The sequence below is a fragment of the Streptomyces sp. NPDC023723 genome (assembly GCF_040639815.1).
Lineage (GTDB): Bacteria > Actinomycetota > Actinomycetes > Streptomycetales > Streptomycetaceae > Streptomyces.
In genome coordinates this window covers 1-19,668 of the sequence record NZ_JBFAAP010000006.1, presented here as the reverse complement: position 1 = coordinate 19,668, position 19,668 = coordinate 1, and the positions used below count along the sequence as shown (strand labels likewise).

15 protein-coding genes are annotated in these 19,668 nt (G+C 70.8%); 1 reads left to right on the top strand and 14 read right to left on the bottom strand.

The genetic code is table 11. The features are described from left to right. Positions 1–99: 99 nt before the first annotated feature. The gene (gene ileS, locus AB0G32_RS09520; protein WP_361160595.1) at positions 100–3,240 is read left to right on the top strand and encodes an isoleucine--tRNA ligase; all 3,141 of its coding nucleotides are present in this window, start codon (positions 100–102) and stop codon (positions 3,238–3,240) included. 161 nt (positions 3,241–3,401) lie between these two features. Here the strand turns inward: ileS and AB0G32_RS09515 are convergent, their stop codons facing one another. The 14 genes from AB0G32_RS09515 to AB0G32_RS09450 all read right to left on the bottom strand — a co-directional run. After that, on the bottom strand, positions 3,402–4,667 hold the full coding sequence (locus AB0G32_RS09515) for a DivIVA domain-containing protein (RefSeq protein ID WP_361160592.1): 1,266 nt from the start codon (positions 4,665–4,667) through the stop codon (positions 3,402–3,404). Positions 4,668–4,722: 55 nt separating this feature from the next. Then, positions 4,723–5,007 (bottom strand): YggT family protein, encoded by a 285-nt coding sequence (locus tag AB0G32_RS09510; RefSeq protein WP_007448661.1) that lies wholly within the window; start codon positions 5,005–5,007, stop codon positions 4,723–4,725. Positions 5,008–5,053: 46 nt separating this feature from the next. Next, complete coding sequence (gene sepF / locus AB0G32_RS09505; protein ID WP_361160589.1) at positions 5,054–5,695, bottom strand: cell division protein SepF; 642 nt, start codon at positions 5,693–5,695, stop codon at positions 5,054–5,056. A gap of 129 nt (positions 5,696–5,824) precedes the next feature. After that, positions 5,825–6,544: a YggS family pyridoxal phosphate-dependent enzyme gene (locus AB0G32_RS09500; protein ID WP_361160586.1), complete on the bottom strand. Its 720-nt coding sequence runs from the start codon at positions 6,542–6,544 to the stop codon at positions 5,825–5,827. A 6-nt stretch (positions 6,545–6,550) separates the two neighbouring features. Next, positions 6,551–7,288 carry a peptidoglycan editing factor PgeF gene (gene pgeF, locus AB0G32_RS09495; protein ID WP_361160583.1) on the bottom strand — a complete coding sequence of 246 codons (738 nt, stop codon included), beginning with the start codon at positions 7,286–7,288 and terminating at the stop codon, positions 6,551–6,553. After that, entirely contained in the window at positions 7,285–8,487 is a 1,203-nt protein-coding gene (gene ftsZ / locus AB0G32_RS09490) for a cell division protein FtsZ (protein WP_361160580.1), read from the bottom strand. The genes pgeF and ftsZ overlap by 4 nt, the downstream gene beginning before the upstream one ends. A gap of 287 nt (positions 8,488–8,774) precedes the next feature. After that, entirely contained in the window at positions 8,775–9,569 is a 795-nt protein-coding gene (locus AB0G32_RS09485) for an FtsQ-type POTRA domain-containing protein (RefSeq protein WP_361160578.1), read from the bottom strand. Positions 9,570–9,593: 24 nt separating this feature from the next. Then, positions 9,594–10,691, bottom strand: coding sequence for an undecaprenyldiphospho-muramoylpentapeptide beta-N-acetylglucosaminyltransferase (gene murG / locus AB0G32_RS09480; RefSeq protein WP_361160575.1), 1,098 nt, complete (start codon positions 10,689–10,691; stop codon positions 9,594–9,596). A gap of 6 nt (positions 10,692–10,697) precedes the next feature. Next, positions 10,698–12,074: a putative lipid II flippase FtsW gene (gene ftsW, locus AB0G32_RS09475; protein WP_361160572.1), complete on the bottom strand. Its 1,377-nt coding sequence runs from the start codon at positions 12,072–12,074 to the stop codon at positions 10,698–10,700. Between the two features lie 74 nt (positions 12,075–12,148). Beyond that, the gene (gene murD / locus AB0G32_RS09470; protein ID WP_361160569.1) at positions 12,149–13,573 is read right to left on the bottom strand and encodes a UDP-N-acetylmuramoyl-L-alanine--D-glutamate ligase; all 1,425 of its coding nucleotides are present in this window, start codon (positions 13,571–13,573) and stop codon (positions 12,149–12,151) included. Further along, the gene (gene mraY / locus AB0G32_RS09465) at positions 13,558–14,646 is read right to left on the bottom strand and encodes a phospho-N-acetylmuramoyl-pentapeptide-transferase (protein ID WP_361161135.1); all 1,089 of its coding nucleotides are present in this window, start codon (positions 14,644–14,646) and stop codon (positions 13,558–13,560) included. The genes murD and mraY overlap by 16 nt, the downstream gene beginning before the upstream one ends. Beyond that, the gene (gene murF, locus AB0G32_RS09460; protein ID WP_361160562.1) at positions 14,646–16,067 is read right to left on the bottom strand and encodes a UDP-N-acetylmuramoyl-tripeptide--D-alanyl-D-alanine ligase; all 1,422 of its coding nucleotides are present in this window, start codon (positions 16,065–16,067) and stop codon (positions 14,646–14,648) included. The genes mraY and murF overlap by 1 nt, the downstream gene beginning before the upstream one ends. 28 nt (positions 16,068–16,095) lie before the next feature. Further along, the gene (locus AB0G32_RS09455; RefSeq protein ID WP_361161132.1) at positions 16,096–17,631 is read right to left on the bottom strand and encodes a UDP-N-acetylmuramoyl-L-alanyl-D-glutamate--2,6-diaminopimelate ligase; all 1,536 of its coding nucleotides are present in this window, start codon (positions 17,629–17,631) and stop codon (positions 16,096–16,098) included. A 175-nt stretch (positions 17,632–17,806) separates the two neighbouring features. Further along, a partial coding sequence (locus AB0G32_RS09450) for a penicillin-binding protein 2 (RefSeq protein WP_361160559.1) occupies positions 17,807–19,668 on the bottom strand: 1,862 nt, incomplete at its 5' end.

The following is a 19,668-nucleotide window of genomic DNA, read 5'->3' as shown; positions in this document are numbered from 1 at the left end:
CGGCGCACAGGGCGCACGGGAGCCAAGGAGGGTGGTACCGCGGGGGCCCAGCGCTCTCGTCCCTCCGACGGAAGCAGCACGTCCGCCGGAGGAAGTCCGTTGACTACGCAGCCGCAGTACCGCCAGGTACCCGCCCAGGTCGACCTGCCCGCACTCGAACACGCGGTGCTCGATTTCTGGCACGAGCAGAAGATCTTCGCCAAGAGCCTGGAGCAGTCCGAGGGCCGCCCCGAATGGGTGTTCTACGAGGGTCCGCCCACCGCCAACGGCATGCCCGGCGCCCACCACATCGAGGCCCGCGTCTTCAAGGACGTCTTCCCGCGCTTTCGCACCATGCGCGGCTACCACGTGGCCCGCAAGGCCGGCTGGGACTGCCACGGCCTGCCGGTGGAGCTGGCGGTCGAGAAGGAGCTGGGCTTCAGCGGCAAGCCGGACATCGAGGCGTACGGCATCGCGGAGTTCAACGCCAGGTGCCGCGAGTCGGTGACCCGCCACACGGACGCCTTCACCGAGCTGACCACCCGCATGGGCTACTGGGTCGACCTGGACGACGCGTACCGCACGATGGACCCGGAGTACGTCGAGTCCGTCTGGTGGTCGCTGAAGGAGATCTTCAACAAGGGCCTGCTGGTCCAGGACCACCGGGTCGCCCCCTGGTGCCCGCGCTGCGGCACCGGCCTGTCCGACCACGAGCTGGCCCAGGGCTACGAGACGGTCGTCGACCCGTCGGTCTACGTCCGCTTCCCGCTGACCTCCGGCCCGCTGGCCGGCGAGGCGGCGCTGCTGGTGTGGACGACCACGCCGTGGACGCTGGTCTCGAACACGGCGGTCGCCGCCCATCCCGAGGTCACCTACGTCGTCGCGACGAACGGCGCGGAGAAGGTGGTCGTCGCCGCTCCCCTCGTGGCGAAGTCCCTCGGCGAGGGCTGGGAGACCACCGGCCAGACCTTCACCGGCGCCGAGATGGAACGCTGGACCTACCGGCGGCCCTTCGAGCTGGTCGAGTTCACCGAGCCGGCCCACTTCGTGGTCAACGCCGACTACGTCACCACCGAGGACGGCACCGGTCTGGTCCACCAGTCCCCCGCCTTCGGTGAGGACGACTTCAAGGTCTGCCGCTCCTACGGCCTGCCGGTGGTCAACCCGGTCCGCCCCGACGGCACCTTCGAGGAGGGCCTCGACCTCGTCGGCGGCGTCTTCTTCAAGAAGGCCGACGAACAGCTCACCGAGGACCTCTCCGCCCGCGGCCTGCTCTTCAGGCACACCCCGTACGAGCACAGCTACCCGCACTGCTGGCGCTGCCACACCGCGCTGCTCTACTACGCGCAGCCCTCCTGGTACATCCGCACCACGCAGATCAAGGACCGGCTCCTCGAGGAGAACGAGAAGACCAACTGGTTCCCGGACTCCGTCAAGCACGGCCGCTACGGCGACTGGCTCGACAACAACATCGACTGGGCCCTGTCCCGCAACCGCTACTGGGGCACCCCGCTGCCGATCTGGCGCTGCGCGGACGACCACCTCACGGTCGCCGGCTCCCGCGCGGAGCTGACCGAGCTGTCCGGCACCGACCAGTCGGCCCTGGACCCGCACCGCCCCTACATCGACGACGTCACCTTCCCGTGCCCCCGGTGCGCGAAGCCGGCCACCCGCGTGCCGGAGGTCATCGACGCCTGGTACGACTCGGGTTCGATGCCGTTCGCGCAGTGGGGCTACCCGTACAAGAACAAGGAACTGTTCGAGTCCCGCTACCCGGCGCAGTTCATCTCCGAGGCCATCGACCAGACCCGCGGCTGGTTCTACACGCTGATGGCCGTCGGCACCCTGGTCTTCGACAGGTCCTCCTACGAGAACGTGGTCTGCCTCGGCCACATCCTCGCCGAGGACGGCCGCAAGATGTCCAAGCACCTGGGCAACATCCTCCAGCCGATCCCGCTGATGGACCAGCACGGTGCCGACGCGGTCCGCTGGTTCATGGCGGCCGGCGGCTCCCCCTGGGCGGCCCGCCGGGTCGGCCACGGCACCATCCAGGAGGTCGTCCGCAAGACGCTCCTCACCTACTGGAACACGGTCGCCTTCCAGGCCCTGTACGCCCGCACCACCGGCTGGGCGCCGAGCGAGGCCGACCCGGCCCCCGCCGACCGGCCTGTCCTCGACCGCTGGCTCCTGTCCGAACTGCACGCCCTCACCGACCAGGTCACCGGGGCCCTGGAGGGCTACGACACCCAGCGCGCCGGCAAGCTGCTGTCCGCGTTCGTCGACGACCTGTCCAACTGGTACGTGCGCCGCTCCCGGCGCCGCTTCTGGCAGGGCGACAAGGCGGCGCTGCGCACCCTGCACGAGGTCGTCGAGACGGTCACCAAGCTGATGGCCCCGCTGACCCCGTTCATCACCGAGCGGGTCTGGCAGGACATGATCGTGCCGGTCACCCCGGGCGCCCCGGAGTCGGTCCACCTGTCCTCCTGGCCCGAGGCCGACCTGACCGCCATCGACCCGGAGCTGTCCCGGCAAATGGTCCTGGTCCGCCGCCTGGTCGAACTGGGCCGCGCCACCCGCGCGGAGTCCGGCGTCAAGACCCGCCAGCCGCTGCGCCGCGCGCTGATCGCGGCGACCGGCTTCGAGGCGCTCTCCCCCGAACTGCGCACGCAGATCACCGAGGAACTGAACGTCGAGTCGCTCGCCTCGCTGTCCGAGGTCGGCGGCAGCCTGGTCGACACCACCGCCAAGGCCAACTTCCGGGCGCTCGGCAAGCGGTTCGGCAAGCGCGTCCAGGACGTCGCCAAGGCGGTCGCGAACGCGGACGCCGCCGCCCTCTCCCTCGCCCTGCGCGAGGGCACGGCGTCGGTGGCGGTCGACGGCGAGACGGTCACCCTCGCGCCCGACGAGGTGATCATCACGGAGACGCCGCGCGAGGGCTGGTCGGTCGCCTCCGACTCCGGCGCCACGGTCGCCCTGGACCTGGAGATCACCGAGGAGCTGCGCCGCGCGGGCCTGGCCCGGGACGCGATCCGCCTGATCCAGGAGGCCCGCAAGAACAGCGGCCTGGACGTCGCCGACCGCATCGCCCTGCGCTGGACGGCCACCGACCCGGCCACCGCCGCCGCCCTGGCCGACCACGCGAGCCTGATCGCCGACGAGGTCCTGGCCACGGACTTCGCCGAGGGCGCGGCGGACGACACCTACGGCAACGCCTTCACGGACGAGGGCCTGACCCTGACCTTCCACCTCCGCAAGGCATAACCGACACGGGCATAACCGACACGGACTGCGGCCCGGCACCCCGTCCAGGGGTGCCGGGCCGCACCCGATACACCGGAAGCAAAAAGGCGGGCCCCGGGCAAAAACCCGGGACCCGCCCTGAACGCCGCCGACTAGAACGCCGTACTACCGTTCAGCACCGCTCAGTTGTCGTCCTCGTCAATGAGGAACCCGCGCATCGGCGACGGCGCCTGCCCCATCGGCGAAGGCCCCTGCGGCCGCACCGGAGCCATCGGCTGAGTCATCGCCGGCGACATCTGCTGCTGCCCGCCGTACGACGGCCCGGACGGCCCGCCCGGCCCACCACCCATCGACTGGTTGCCACCGTAGGACGGCGCACTCGCACCGGCCGGAGCCATCGAGGGCGCCGGGGACGGCGGCAGCGAGGCCGCCGCGGGCGTCCGGGGCGGCGCCAGCGAGTCGTCGGCCTGGGTCTCCAGCTGACGCAGCTGCGACTCCAGGTAGGACTTCAGCCGCGTGCGGTACTCGCGCTCGAAGCCGCGCAGGTCCTCGACCTTGCGCTCCAGCGTGGCGCGGGCGGACTCCAGCGAGCCCATCGCGACGCGGTGCTTCTCCTGCGCGTCCCGCTCCAGGGCGTCGGCCTTGGCCCGGGCGTCCCGCTCCAGACCCTCGGCCCGCGAACGCGCCTCACCGACGATCTTGTTGGCCTCGGACCGGGCCTCGGCGATCGCCTGGTCGGCGGTCTGCTGGGCCAGCGACAGCACGCGCGCGGCGCTGTCGCCACCGGGACCACCCTGACCGGGCATGCCGGGACCACCGTGACCCTGCGGGCCACCCATGGGACCGCCCATCGGGCCGGGACCCATCTGTCCCTGCATCGGACCAGGGCCCTGGCCGGGACCCTGACCCATCGGCCCCGGACCCTGGCCCATCGGGCCGGGACCCTGCGGGCCGCCCTGTCCGCCGGGACCGGCGGGCAGCTGCGGGGCACCGCTCGGCAGCTGGGGCGGACCACCCATGGGGCCACCCATCTGCTGCTGCGGCGGGCCCGATATGCCGGCGGGCACCGGAGCACCCGGACCGCGCATGCCCTGCTGCGGCATCCCACCCTGCTGAGGCATGCCGCCCTGCTGGGGCATCCCGCCCTGCTGGGGGTGGCCGCCCTGCTGCGGCATCCCGCCCTGCTGCGGCATCCCGCCCTGCTGGGGGTGGCCGCCCTGCTGCTGATCCTGCTGCTCGGGGGGCTTGCGCATGTTCTGCTGGTTCTGCGCGGCCGCGCGCGTGGCCGCGGCCAGCTTGGCGCGCAGGTCCTCGTTCTCGCGGAGCAGACGGGTCAGTTCGGCTTCGACCTCGTCGAGGAAGGCATCGACCTCGTCCTCGTCATAGCCTTCTCGGAGGCGGACGGTCGTGAACTGCTTGTTCCGCACGTCCTCGGGGGTCAACGGCATCTCTTCACCTCAACGTAGTCGTCGGCATTCGGCAAGCCCGTATCTCTCTCATCGCTCACAGCCGGCTCACGATCGAGATCAGGATGTAGACGATGATCATCAGTACGAAGAAGGACAGGTCGAGCGCCACGCCCCCGAGACGCAGCGGCGGAATGAACCGCCGCAGAAGCTTCAACGGTGGATCGGTGACAGTGTAGGTGGCCTCCAGTACGACCACCATCGCCTTGCCGGGTTGCCACGAGCGGGCGAACTGGAAGACATAGTCCATGACCAACCGGAAGATCAGCACGATGAGGAAGCACATCAGCGCGATGTAGACAACATCCAGGACCACGCTCATGACCCTTGCTTCCCTCTCCCCTGACCAACTTAACCGGTGCTACGTCTCAGCTCTGGTTGAAGAACCCGCCCTCTGCGATGCGGGCCTTGTCCTCCGCCGTGACATCGACGTTAGCAGGAGACAGCAGGAACACCTTCTGCGTCACCCGCTCGATACTGCCGTGAAGACCAAACACCAGGCCAGCGGCAAAGTCGACAAGTCGCTTCGCGTCCGTGTCATCCATCTCGGTCAGATTCATGATCACCGGAGTGCCCTCGCGGAAGTGTTCCCCGATGGTACGGGCCTCGTTGTAGGTCCGTGGGTGAAGCGTGGTGATCCGGTAGGGCTCTCGTTCGGACACGACCTTGGGCATGATGACCGGTGCGCTCTTTTCCAGGCTCGCGCGTTCTTGTGTGATGGATGCCACGGGCGCGATCCGGGCGGGTCGCCCGGATTCCGCGCCTAGCGAAGTGGCGCGGGCCACCGGCTCGCGCGGCGCGGGCGGTTGTACGACTCGTACCTCTTCGTCCCTTTGTGACCGATGTGAACCATGCGGCTGATGTACCGGTTCATGTCGTCGATGATCCCGTTCGGGCTCCGGGTCGAGTTCGGGTTCGAAGTCGTCGTCGGGGTCGAAGCCCCGGCCGTCGTACCCATCGTCCTCCACGAGGCCGAGGTAGACCGCCATCTTGCGCATCGCGCCGGCCATGCTCTGAGTCCTCCGCTCTGTGGTGGATCGGCTGACGACTGGCAAATGCCCGCGATCCACGAGGTCGTTACGTCCGCCTTTCGACGGTAATGACCATATTTTCTGCTGTGGTCCGACTTCTTGGCGACGTTACCCGAGCCTGGGGCGGACGCCGAGTACCGCGGTGCCGACGCGCACATGTGTCGCTCCGGCGGCCACCGCCTGTTCGAGGTCCGCACTCATCCCTGCCGACACCATGTTCGCAGCCGGATGGGCCCGGCGCAGGTCCGTCGACAAATCCATGAGCCGCTCGAACGCGGCCGCTTGGCGCCCGGCGTACTCCCCGGTCAGCGGCGCCACCGTCATCAGTCCGTCGAGCCGCAGCCCCGCCGCCCCGGCGACCAGGTCGGCCAACTCCTCGATTCCGCCGGGGGCCACGCCGCCCCGCTCGCCCCGTCCGTTCGCCCCCGCGTCGAGGGCGACCTGGACGAGACAGCCGAGCTCGCGCCCGGCCCGGACCGCCTCCTTGGACAGGGCGGTGACGAGCCGTGCGCGGTCGACGGACTGCACGAGACCGGCGTAACCGACCACGGATCGTACCTTGTTGGTCTGCAACTGACCGACGAAGTGCCAGGTGAGCGGCAGATCCGCGCACTCGGCGGCCTTGGGCGCCGCGTCCTGGTCGCGGTTCTCGGCGACGTGCCGCACGCCCAGCTCCGCCAGGGTGCGCACATCGCTCGCCGGATAGGTCTTGGTGACCACGATCAGGGTCACTTCCTCGCGGGCCCGGCCGGCGGCGGCGCACGCGGCGGCGATGCGCTCCTCCACCTTCGCGAGGTTCGCGGCGAGTTCGTCCTTACGCTCCGTCATGCCCCATCAGTCCAGCCAGACATAGCCCGCGAGCCGCCCGGTGGTGCGGTCGCGGCGGTACGAGAAGTGGTCCTTCGACTCCAGCGTGCACACCGGCGAATGCGCCCGGTCGCGCACCCCGAGCCGTTCGAGCTGCGCGTGCACTCCGGCGGCCACGTCGACCGCCGGTGTGCCCCAGCTCGTGACGGCGTGCGCCGCCGGCTCGACGGCGGCCACCTCGGCGCGCATCGCCTCCGGCACCTCGTAGCACCGGCCGCACACCGCGGGCCCGGTGCGGGCGGTGATCCGGGCCGGGTCGGCGCCGAGTCCGGTCATGGCGCGTACGGCGGCGGGGACCACCCCGGCGGTCATGCCGGGCCGGCCCGCGTGGGCGGCGGCCACGACCCCGGCGACCGGGTCGGCCAGCAGGACCGGCACGCAGTCGGCGGTGAGGACGGCGAGGGCGAGCCCGCGTGCGGCGGTGACCAGCGCGTCGGTCTCCGGCACCGGTCCGTCGCCCCAGGGCGCGTCGACCACCTGGACGCCGGCGCCGTGCACCTGGTTCATCCAGACCACCCGGTCCGCGGTCAGTCCGAGGGACTTGGCCGCGAGTTCCCGGTTGGTCCGTACGGCGTCGGGGTCGTCGCCGACCGCGCCGCCGAGGTTGAGCTCCTCGTACGGAACGGCGCTCACCCCGCCCCACCGGTCGGTGAAGGCGAAGTGCGCGCCGCTCACTGTGCTCGTCGCCGAGCGTTGTCCTATCACTTCAAGAAGTCCGGCACGTCCAGCTCTTCGGCCGCGCTGTCCGAGTAGGTCCGGGACGGCGGGACCGGCGGCGGGGTGACCGGCGGCAGGTCGCTCACCGGCTCCGGCGCGGGCGCCGGCTCCTCCTTCGGCTTGACGCTGCCGAGCGAGCCGAAGGACGGGCGGCTCTCCGCCTGCCGGGCCGGCGGGGCGGGCTGCTCCTCGCGCTTGGCCGCGGCCGAGCCGAGGACGGTGTCCCGCTTGGCGGGCGGCTGGCCGCCGTCGAAGCCGGCCGCGATGACCGTGACCCGGACCTCGTCGCCGAGCGCGTCGTCGATGACCGCGCCGAAGATGATGTTGGCCTCGGGGTGGGCGGCCTCACTGACCAGCTGGGCGGCCTCGTTGATCTCGAACAGGCCGAGGTCGGAGCCGCCGGAGATGGAGAGCAGCACACCCCGGGCGCCGTCGATGGACGCCTCGAGGAGCGGCGAGGAGATCGCCATCTCGGCGGCGGCCACCGCGCGGTCGTCGCCGCGGGCCGAGCCGATGCCCATCAGCGCCGAACCGGCCTCGGACATGACCGACTTCACGTCGGCGAAGTCCAGGTTGATCAGGCCGGGGGTGGTGATGAGGTCGGTGATGCCCTGCACACCGGAGAGCAGGACCTGGTCGGCCGACTTGAAGGCGTCGAGGACCGAGACCTGGCGGTCCGAGATGGACAGCAGCCGGTCGTTGGGGATGACGATGAGGGTGTCGACCTCTTCACGCAGTTCGGCGATGCCGTCCTCGGCCTGGTTGGCCCGGCGCCGTCCCTCGAAGGTGAACGGGCGGGTGACCACGCCGATGGTGAGGGCGCCGAGCGAGCGGGCGATGTTCGCCACCACGGGCGCGCCACCGGTGCCGGTGCCGCCGCCCTCGCCGGCCGTCACGAAGACCATGTCGGCCCCCTTGAGGACCTCCTCGATCTCCTCGCGGTGGTCCTCGGCGGCCTTGCGGCCGACGGCCGGGTTGGCTCCGGCGCCGAGTCCGCGGGTGAGTTCCCGGCCGACGTCGAGCTTGACGTCGGCGTCGCTCATCAACAGGGCTTGCGCGTCGGTGTTGATGGCGATGAACTCGACGCCCTTGAGACCGACCTCGATCATCCGGTTGATGGCATTGACACCACCGCCGCCGACACCGATGACTTTGATGACTGCGAGGTAGTTCTGCGGTGCTGCCACGTCGAAGGCCTCTCGCCTCGAGTTACGTGTCGTCGGGTCGATGGAGCACTGCTGCCCCGTGACCCGCCGACTGATGCCGAATGGGACGGTCCGTAGCGCCGACCCGAACCCTAACGCTGAAGTTTAGGGTTACCAGTGTGTCTGTTCCCTGGAGTCTTCTGAACAGGACACTAAGTCGACAAGTGGCGCGCGTTCAACGAACACGCCGAACCTCCCGTTTTTCTTTTCACCCTATGTGATCAGCCGTAGCGCTGCCCAACCAGGGTGCTGGCCTGCGCCGATGTCCGTCAACTCCCTGATGAGGCCGGTGCGGTGGGAACACTTACGTCGAAGTGCCGCGCATCGGGCGCGGCTTTCATCAGCGCGGTGAGCGCGCGTGCCTTGTCAGCGCCCTTTTCGCCACTTCCCCAGGCGACGGTCCGGGCCCCGCTCAACTCCAGCGAGATGTCGTCGAAGGAACGCACCTTGACCAGGCGGGTGTCGCGGGCGACCGCGGCCGGCACCCGGCCGGCCACCCGGACCGCCTCCCGGACCAGCCGGTCCTCGCCGAAACGGCGCAGGCTCGCGGCCGACGAACCCGAGTGGGACACCGCCAATTCCAGCAGCGGAACGCCCTTGGGGGCCCGGGAAATCGTGGCGAAACGGACGCCCGCGTCGTCCACTTCCACGTACTTGTCGCCGTTTTGCACCAAGAGAATCGCAGTGCGTTCGGTCACTTTCAGGTCGATTCCGTCGGGCCAGGAACGAGTGACCTCAATCGCGTCAATTCGGGGCAATTTCTTCTTCAGTCCTGCTTCGATCGCCTCGATGTCGACAGAAATGAGCGGCTCCCCGACCGGGGCGTCGGCGGCCTCGCGCACCTGCGCGGGGGTGAGGACCCGCGTCCCGGAGACCGAGACACTTCTCACCCGCAACCAGTCGGAGCCGTACAGCAGCCAGCCGACCGCCCCGCCCAGGACCACCAGGAGGACGGCCGTGATGACGATCGTACGAACGGTGGGGCGGCGGAAGCGCCGGGGGCGGGGCGGGCCGGACGACTCCCGCCGGCGTTCGCCGCGTTCGGCGGTGGTCGGTCCGGCCACGCTTCCTGCCCTCCGTCGGATCGGCTAGCGCTGCGCGCGGGCGGCGCTGATCGCCTCGTACACCATGCCGACGAGCAGGTCGTCGGCGTCCCGGCGGCCGAACTCGGCGGCGGCGCGGGACATCTCGTACAGCCGGTGCGGGTCGGCCAGCACCGGCAGCACGTTCTGCTGGACCCACTCCGGGGTGAGTTCCGCGTCGTCGACCAGCAGGCCGCCGCCGGCCTTGACCACCGGCTGGGCGTTGAGCCGCTGTTCGCCGTTGCCGATGGGCAGCGGGACGTAGGCGGCCGGGAGTCCGACGGCGGAAAGTTCGGCGACGGTCATCGCGCCCGCGCGGCAGAGCATCATGTCGGCCGCGGCGTACGCGAGGTCCATCCGGTCCACATAACTTACCGGGATGTACGGGGGCATCCCCGGCATCTGGTGCACTTGCGGCAGTTCGTTCTTCGGGCCGACCGCGTGCAGGATCTGGATGCCGGCCTGCTGGAGCCAGGGCGCGACCTGCTGGACCACCTCGTTGAGCCGCCGGGCGCCCTGCGAGCCGCCGGAGACGAGCAGGGTCGGCAGGTTGGGGTCGAGCCCGAACGCGGCGCGGGCCTCGGGGCGGGCGGCGGCCCGGTCCAGGGTGGCCACCGCGCGGCGCAGCGGGATGCCGATGTACCGGGAGTTGCGCAGCTTGCTGTCCGGGGTGGAGACGGCGACCTGGCGGGCGTACCGGGAGCCGATCTTGTTGGCCAGGCCGGGGCGGGCGTTGGCCTCGTGCACGACGATCGGCACGCCGAGGCGCTTGGCGGCCAGGTAGCCGGGCAGGGCGACGTAGCCGCCGAAGCCGACCACGGCGTCCGCGCGGGTGCGCTCCAGGATCTGCTCGGTCGCCTTGATGGTGCCGCGCAGCCGGCCCGGGACGGTGATCAGCTCGGGGGTGGGCTTGCGCGGCAGCGGTACGGCCGGGATCAGCGCCAGTTCGTACCCCCGCTCGGGTACGAGACGGGTCTCCAGGCCGCGCTCCGTGCCCAGGGCCGTGATGCCCACGGTCGGGTCCTGCCTGCGCAGGGCGTCCGCGAGGGCGAGCGCGGGCTCGATGTGGCCCGCGGTTCCTCCGCCGGCGAGTACGACATGCACCGAAATTCACCGCTCTCCGGACGAGCGCGCCGCCGAGGCACGCCGTCGCATCGTGTTCCAACTCCGGGGCCGCCGCTTGGACCCGGTGCCCCCGGTCCCCCGCTTTCTACCAAAGCGAGGTTGCCGCATCGCAAGCGCCGCCCGCGCAGCGGGCTCGTCGCGTGCGAAGGCGATCAGCAGCCCGATGGCGAACATGGTCGGCAGCAGGGCGGAACCCCCGTAGGAGAACAGCGGGAGCGGAACGCCGGCGATCGGCAGCAGTCCGAGGACCGCACCGATGTTGATCACGGCCTGGGCCGTGATCCAGGTGGTCACGCCTCCCGCGGCATACCTGACGAAGGGGTCCTCCGTACGTCCGGCCACGCGGATACCCGCATAGCCTAGAGCCGCGAAGAGGGCGAGGACGGACAGCGTCCCCGCCAGGCCCAGTTCCTCACCGGTGACGGCGAAGATGAAGTCGGTGTGCGCTTCGGGGAGTTGGCCCCATTTCTCCACGCTGGCGCCCAGTCCGGAACCGAACAGGCCGCCGGAGGCCAGCGCGTAGATGCCGTGCACCGCCTGCCAGCAGGAGTCGCCCGGTCCCGGGTCGGTGGCGCCGATGCAGGCCAGCCGGGCCATCCGGTTGGGGTTGGTCTTGATCAGGATCACACCGAGCACCGCGGCGACGGACAGCACCCCGGCGAACATCCGGGTGGGCGCCCCGGCCAGCCACAGCAGTCCGAACACGATGGCGGTCAGGATGATCGCGGTGCCCATGTCGCCGCCGAGCATGATCAGCCCGAGCAGCAGGAAGGCGACCGGCACCAAGGGCACCATCAGGTGCTTCCACTGGGTCAGCAGCCGCTTGTCCTGTTTGCGGGCGAGCAGGTCGGCGCCCCACAGCACCAGGGCGAGCTTTCCGAACTCGCTGGGCTGGAGCTGGAAGGGGCCGCCCACCGAGATCCAGTTCTGGTTGCCGTTGACCGACATCCCTATCCCCGGCACCTGCACCAGCGCCATCAGGAAGACCGCGCCGGCCAGGATCGGATAGGCCAGCGCGCGGTGCAGCCTGACCGGCATCCGCATGGCGGCGAGCAGCAGCACGGTGCCGATCACCGCCGCCAGGAACTGTTTGCGGAAGAAGTACGAGCCCGGCAGCGAGAGCTGGAGCGCGGTGATCTGGGAGGCCGAGTAGACCATCACCAGGCCGAGCACGGTGATCAGCGCGCTGCCGCCGGCGATCAGGTAATAGGCGGTCAGCGGCCGGTCCCAGGCCCGCTGGAGGCGGGTGAACAGACGCCGCAGCGGGTTCTCCGGGGTCGTCGTCCGCCGCGGCGCGGGCCGTTTGACGGCCCGCTGCACGGGCGGCCGTCCGCCGGTACGGCTACCGGGACTACCGGGCATCGCAGCCTCCGCTGTACGTCGGCCTGAACCGTCCCACGTGTCCCTCCCGTGGTCGCCCGGCGCGGCGGGCCGGGTCAGGCGCCGAGTTCGCGAACGGCCTGTGCGAACGCGTCACCGCGCTTGTTGTAGTTGACGAACATGTCCATCGAGGCGCAGGCCGGGGCGAGCAGCACCGTGTCGCCGGGCCGGGCCAGCCGCCGTGCCTCCTGGACGGCCGCGAGCATCGCCCCAGTGTCGGTCCGGTCGAGGTCGACGACCGGCACCTGGGGGGCGTGTCGCGCGAGAGCTTCCCGGATCAGCGCGCGGTCGGCGCCGATCAGCACGACGCCGCGCAGCCGCCGCGCCGCGCCGGTGACCAGTTCGTCGAAGGTGGCGCCCTTGGCAAGCCCGCCGGCGATCCACACGATCGACTCGTACGCCGCCAAGGACGCCTCGGCGGCATGGGTGTTGGTGGCCTTGGAGTCGTCCACGTACGCCACCTCGTCCAGGTCGGCGACGTGCGCGATGCGGTGCGCGTCCGGGGTGAAGGCGCGCAGCCCGTCCCGGACGGCCGCCGCGGGCACCCCGTAGGCGCGGGCGAGGGCGGCGGCGGCCAGCGCGTTGGCGATGTTGTGCGGGGCCGGCGGGTTGACGTCGGCGACCTCGGCCAGTTCCTGGGCGTTCCGCTGCCGGTTCTCGACGAAGGCACGGTCGACCAGGATGCCGTCCACGACGCCGAGTTGGGAAGGCGCCGGGGCGCCGAGGGTGAAGCCGACCGCCCGGCAGCCCTCCTCGACGTCGGCCTCCCGGACCAAATCCTCGGTGGACGGCTTGTCGGTGGCGTCCACGTTGTAGACACACGCGACTTGGTTGCCCGCGTAAACACGGCCCTTGTCGGCGGCGTACGCCTCCATCGAGCCGTGCCAGTCGAGGTGGTCGGGGGCGAGGTTGAGCACGGCGGCCGAGTGGGCGCGCAGCGAGGGCGCCCAGTGCAGCTGGTAGCTGGACAGCTCCACCGCGAGGACGTCGTACTCCTCGTCGCCGGTGACCGCGTCCAGGAGCGAGACGCCGATGTTGCCGACGGCGGCGGTGCGCAGGCCCGCCGCCGTCAGGATGGAGGCGAGCATCTGGACGGTGGTGGTCTTGCCGTTGGTGCCGGTGACGGCGAGCCAGGGGGCGGCGTTCGGGCCGCGCAGCCGCCAGGCGAGTTCGACGTCGCCCCAGACCGGGACGCCGGCTGCCGCGGCCGCCGTGAACAGCGGCTTGGTCGGCTTCCAGCCGGGGGCGGTGACGATCAGGTCGGTGGACTCGGGCAGGGAATCGCCGTCACCGAGGCGCACGGTGATGCCGAGCGCCTCCAGGTCGGCCGCCTGCGCCCGCGCGCGCTCGTCCGCGCCGTCGTTGACGACGGTGACGCGCGCGCCGAGGCCGTGCAGCACCTTGGCCGCGGGGACTCCGGAGACGCCGAGTCCGGCGACGGTGACGTGCTGTCCCTGCCAGTGGGTCACTTCGTTGCCCATCCCGCGTAGAAGAGGCCCAGTCCGACCATCACACAGATGCCCTGGATGATCCAGAAGCGGACCACGACAAGTACTTCGGACCAGCCCTTGAGTTCGAAGTGGTGCTGGAGCGGTGCCATCCGGAAGACCCGCTTGCCGGTCATCTTGAACGAGCCGACCTGGATGACCACCGACATGGTGATCAGGACGAACAGGCCGCCGAGGATGGCCATCAGCAGTTCGGTGCGGGAGCAGATCGCGAGCCCCGCGAGCACACCGCCGAGCGCGAGCGAACCGGTGTCGCCCATGAAGATCTTGGCCGGCGAGGTGTTCCACCACAGGAAGCCCAGGCAGGCGCCCATCAGCGCGGAGGCCACCACCGCCAGGTCGAGCGGGTCGCGTACTTCGTAGCAGGCGCCCGGGTTGGTCAGCGTGGTGGCGTTGGCGCAGGACTCCTGGAACTGCCAGACGCCGATGAACGTGTAGGCGCCGAAGACCAGGACGGAGGCGCCGGTGGCCAGACCGTCCAGACCGTCGGTGAGGTTCACGCCGTTGGACATCGCCAGGATCATGAACAGTGCCCAGACCACGAACAGCACCGGGCCGATGGTCCAGCCGAAGTCGCTGATGAACGACAGCTTGGTGGAGGCCGGGGTGTTGCCGCGGCTGTCCGCGAACTGGAGCGCGAGTACCGCGAAGGCGATGCCGACGATCAGCTGGCCGGCCATCTTCGCCTTGGCCCGCAGCCCCAGCGACCGCCGCTTGACGATCTTGATGTAGTCGTCCAGGAAGCCGACCAGGCCCATGCCGACCATCAGGCCGAGCACCAGCAGCCCGGAGAAGGTCGGCGCCGCGTCCGCCTTCGGGTCCAGGTAGCTGGTGATCACCTTGGCCAGGAAGTAGGCGGCGACCGTCGCGAAGATGAAGGCGATGCCGCCCATGGTCGGCGTACCGCGCTTGCTGGCGTGCTCGCGCGGGCCGTCGTCCCGGATGTACTGGCCGTAGCCCTTGCGGGCGAGGAGCTTGATCAGCAGCGGCGTGCCGACCAGCGTGAGGAACAGGCCGATGACTCCCGCGAACAGGATCTGCTTCATCATCGGGCAGCGACCTCACCCTCGGTGCCGGTCTCCAGCAGCGCCGCGGCGACTGCCTCCAGACCCACCGAACGGGACGCCTTCACGAGCACGACGTCCCCCGGGCGCAGCTCGCTGCGCAACAGGTCGATCGCCGCCTGTGCGTCGGACACGTGCACCGACTCCTCACCCCACGAACCCTCGTTGTATGCGCCCAGTTGCAGCCATTGGGCTTCCCTGCCCCCGACCGCGACGAGCTTGCTGACGTTGAGCCGGACGGCGAGCCGTCCGACCGCGTCGTGCTCGGCGAGCGCCTCGTCCCCGAGCTCGGCCATCTCGCCGAGCACCGCCCACGTCCTTCCGCCCTTTGCCCGTGAGGCTCCGCCCATGGCGACCAACGCACGCAGCGCGGCCTTCATGGACTCGGGGTTCGCGTTGTAGGCGTCGTTGACGACCGTCACGCCGTCCGGGCGCTCGGTGACCTCCATCCGCCAGCGGGAGAGGGAGCCCGCCTCGGAGAGCGCGGTGGCGATCTCGTCAGCGGACATGCCCAACTCGTGGGCGACGGCGGCCGCGGCGAGCGCGTTCGACACGTGGTGCTCACCGTACAGGCGCATGGTCACATCGCTTGCACCGGAGGGTGTGTGAAGCCTGAACGCGGGTTGTCCGGTGTCCGTGAGTCGCACGTTCTCGGCACGTACGTCCGCTTCGCCGGACTCTCCGAAAAGGATCACCTTCGCCTTCGTTCGGGAGGCCATGGCCCGTACGTAGGGATCGTCCGCGTTGAGGACGGCGGTGCCGTCTTCCGGAAGGGCCTCCACGAGTTCGCCCTTGGCCTGCGCGATCTGTTCCCGGCCGCCGAACTCGCCGATGTGCGCGGAGCCGACGTTGAGGACGACTCCTATCCGCGGCGGGGTGAGTCCGGTCAGGTAACGGATGTGCCCGATGCCGCGGGCGCCCATCTCCAGGACCAGGAAACGGGTCTCCTCGGTGGCGGTCAGCGCGGTCAGCGGCAGCCCGATCTCGTTGTTGTGCGAGCCCGGTGTGAACACCGTCGGCGCCTTGCGCCGCAGCACCTGCGCGATGAGGTCCTTGGTGCTGGTCTTGCCGGCCGAGCCGGTGAGCGCCACCAGGGTGGCTCCCAGGCGGCGTACGACGTGCCGGGCGAGGGCGCCGAGGGCGGCGGTGACGTCGGCCACGACGATCGCGGGCACGCCGACGGGCCGGGAGCCGAGCACGGCCACCGCTCCCGCCTCGACGACCGCCGGTCCGAAGTCGTGGCCGTCCACGCGTTCGCCGACGAAGGCGACGAACAGGCTGCCGGGTCCCGCCTCGCGGGAGTCCCGGACGACCGGTCCGGTGACCTCGGCCGACGGGTCCGGTATGTCGTGCATCTGCCCGCCGACGACTTCTGCGATCTCGGCGAGAGAGAGGGCGATCACAAGTTCATCCCCTGGATCATGCGGGATTTCATCCCTGGGTCTTCTGGACGGCCTGCTTCTGGATGGCTTCGCGCAGCACCTGGCGGTCGTCGAAGGGACGCACCACCCCGGCGATGTCCTGTCCCTGCTCGTGGCCCTTGCCCGCGACCAGCACCGTGTCGCCGGGCTCGGCCCGGGCGACGGCGGCGGCGACGGCGGCGGCCCGGTCCTCGAAGACCTGCACCTCGCCGCGCTCGTGGGCGGGCACCGAGGCGGCGCCCTGGAGCATGGTGGCGAGGATCGCGAGGGGGTCCTCGGAGCGGGGGTTGTCGGAGGTCAGTACGGCGGTGTCGGCGTGCCGGGCGACGGCCGCGCCCATCGGCATCCGCTTGGTGGTGTCCCGGTCGCCGCCGCAGCCGAGGACGACGTGCAGCCGGCCCTCGGTGACCTTGCGCAGCGCCTTGAGGACCGACTCGACCGCGTCGGTCTTGTGCGCGTAGTCGACGACGGCCAGGTACGGCTGCCCGGCGTCCACCCGCTCCAGGCGGCCCGGCACGCCCGGCACCGCGGCCACCCCGTCGGCCGCGGCCTGCGGGTCGAGTCCGGCGACGGCCAGCGCGACGATCGCGGCGAGGGTGTTGGCCACGTTGAACGGGCCGGCCAGCGGCGAGCGGGCGGTGACCCGCTCCCCCTTGGGTCCGACGACCGTGAACGCCGAGTCCAGCGGACCGACCTCGACGTCCTCGGCCCGCCAGTCGGCGTCGGGGTGCCCCTCGGCCGAGTAGGTGACGACCGGGACGGTGGCCTCGCGGGCCAGCCGGCGGCCGTACTCGTCGTCGGCGTTGACCACGCCGAGCCGGCTGCGCGCCGGGGTGAACAGCTGCGCCTTGGCCTGGAAGTAGTCCTCCATGCCGGAGTGGAACTCCATGTGCTCCGGGCTGAGGTTGGTGAAGACGGCGACGTCGAAGACGCAGCCGTCGACCCGGCCGAGCACCAGGGCGTGGCTGGAGACCTCCATGGCGACCGCCTCGGTGCCGCGCTCGCGCATCACCGCGAACAGCGCCTGGAGGTCGGTGGCCTCGGGGGTGGTCCGCTCGGACTTGATGCGCTCGTCGCCGATGCGCATCTCCACCGTGCCGATCAGGCCGGTGGACTTCGCGGTGCGCAGACCGCCCTCCACCAGGTAGGCGGTGGTGGTCTTGCCCGAGGTGCCGGTGATGCCGATCTGGAGCAGGTCGCGGCCGGGGTGGCCGTAGATCGTCGCCGCCAGTTCGCCCATCTCCCCGCGCGGGTCGTCGGCCACCAGCACCGGCAGTCCGGTGGCGGCGGCGCGCTCGGCGCCGGACGGGTCGGTCAGCACGGCGGCGGCGCCGAGGCCGGCGGCCTGGGTGACGAAGTCGGCGCCGTGGGCGCGGGCGCCGGGCAGGGCGGCGTACAGGTCTCCGGGGCGGACGGCGCGCGAGTCGTGGGTGATGCCCGTGACGGCGGCGTCACCCAGGGAGGCGGTGGCACCCAGCTGGCCGGCGAGCTCCGCGAGGGGGGTGGCGGAGACCCGCACCGGCCGGGGCGGTCCCGGGTAGGTCACGGGGTGGCCCTTCTGGGTGGTTTGGGACTGATCAGGCTGTGGCACGGCGGTGAGCGTACCGGGCGCACCCGCTTGCCCGCGAAGTGAGGGGCGGGGGCCGTTCTGGTTCCCGGGATCGGGGGTGATCGTTGTCACGGGGTGGTTCCTGGTGGCTCGGACTTGCGTCGGAAACGGGTCAGGGTTTGAAGGTGACCGGCAGGTTCGCGGGGTCGGTCCCGGTGGGCGGGACCTGGAGTGACTTCAGGGCGAACTCCATGACCTGCTTGTAGACGGGGCCGCAGATCTGGCCGCCGAAGTAGCTGCCCTTGGTGGCGTTCTGGATGGCGCAGTAGACGGTGACCCGGGGTTCGTCCGCGGGTGCGAATCCGGCGAAGGACGAGGTGTAGCCCTTGTACTGACCGGTGGCCGGATCCACTCGGTTGGCCGTACCGGTCTTGCCTGCCACCCGGTAGCCGGGGATGCGGGCCTTGGTGCCGGTGCCCTCCTCGTCGTCGACGACCGACTCCAGCATCTGCGACAGGGTCTTGGCGGTCTTCTCGCTGATCACGCGGGTCTTCTTGGGCTTCGCGGCGGGCGTGTAGCCGCCCTCGGCGTCCTTGGTCCCCTGCACCAGGGTGGGTTCGACGCGTACCCCGCCGTTGGCGATCGTCGAGTAGACGGAGGCCGCCTGGAGCGCGTTGATGGAGACGCCCTGGCCGAAAGGGATCGTGTACTGCTGCGAGGTGGACCACTGGCCGGGGGCGGCGAGGATGCCCTTGGTCTCGCCGGGGAAGCCGAGGCCGCTGTAGCTGCCGAGGCCGAACTTGCGCAGGTAGGAGTAGAGGACCTGGTTGGCCTCCTTCTGCGTCTTGCCGAGTTCGCCGGTGGCCAGGATGGTGCCGATGTTGCTGGACTTGGCGAGTACGCCGTTGAGCGTGAGGTACCAGGTGGGGTGATCGATGTCGTCCTTGAACAGCCGGTCGCCGCGGTGCAGCCGGTTGGGGACGGTGACGTGGGTGCCGGCGGTGGCGGCTTCTTCCTCCAGCACGGCGGCCATCGACATGACCTTGGCGGTGGAGCCGGGCTCGAAGGCGTCCTGGAGGGCGCCGTTGCCGAGCGCGTCCGGGTCGGCGTGGGCCAGGTCGCCGGGGTCAAAGCCGGGTGAGTTGGCCATGGCCAGGATCTCGCCGGTCCGGGTGTCCTGGACGATGACGTAGCCGCCGTCGGCCCCGGACTCCTCGACCTGCTCGCTGATGGCGTCCTGCGCGGCCCACTGGATGTCGCGGTCTATGGTCAGCTCCACGTCGCTGCCGGGCACCGCGGGGGTCTCGTTGGTGCCGACGGTGGGGACCTGGTGGCCGCCGGACTGGGCGTAGCGGATCTCGCCGTCCTGGCCGGCCAGCGTCTTGTCGAGCTGGCGTTCGAGACCGCCGCTGCCCTCGCCCTCGGAGTTGACCCAGCCGATCACCCCGGCGGCGAGGTCGCCGTTGGGGTAGACCCGCTTGCTGCTGGGGTCGGCGAAGACGCCGGCCAGGACGTTGACGGTGGACTCGTCCGTCTCCGCCTTCTTGGACAGGGCGGACTTCAGATCCTGGATCTGGTTCCACTCCTGCGGGGTGCGGGCGCGGGCCAGCCGGACGTAGCGCGACTGCTTGTTGGCCGGGCGCAGGGTCTGGGCCAGCTCGTCCTGGTCCTCGCCGAGGATCGGGGCGAGCAGCGCCGCGGCCTGCTCGGGGCCGTCGTCGATTTTCAGCTGCGCACGCGTGAACATCGTGGGGTCGGCGGTGATGTCGTAGGCGTCCACGGTGGTCGCCAGGGCCACGCCGTTGCGATCGGTGATGCCGCCGCGCGCGGCGGTCAGGGTGTGCACGACGTACCGGTTCTGCTCGGCCTTGGCGGTGTACGTGCCGGCGTCGACGGCCTGCACCTGGAGCAGGCGTACGACGAAGGCGATCAGCACCAGGGCCAGCGCGAAGCCGACCAGCCGCAGCCGGGGGCGGGGGCTGCCCAGCCGGATGGTCCGCGGGGCGGCGCCGCGGGGCGCACCCGGGCGCCGCG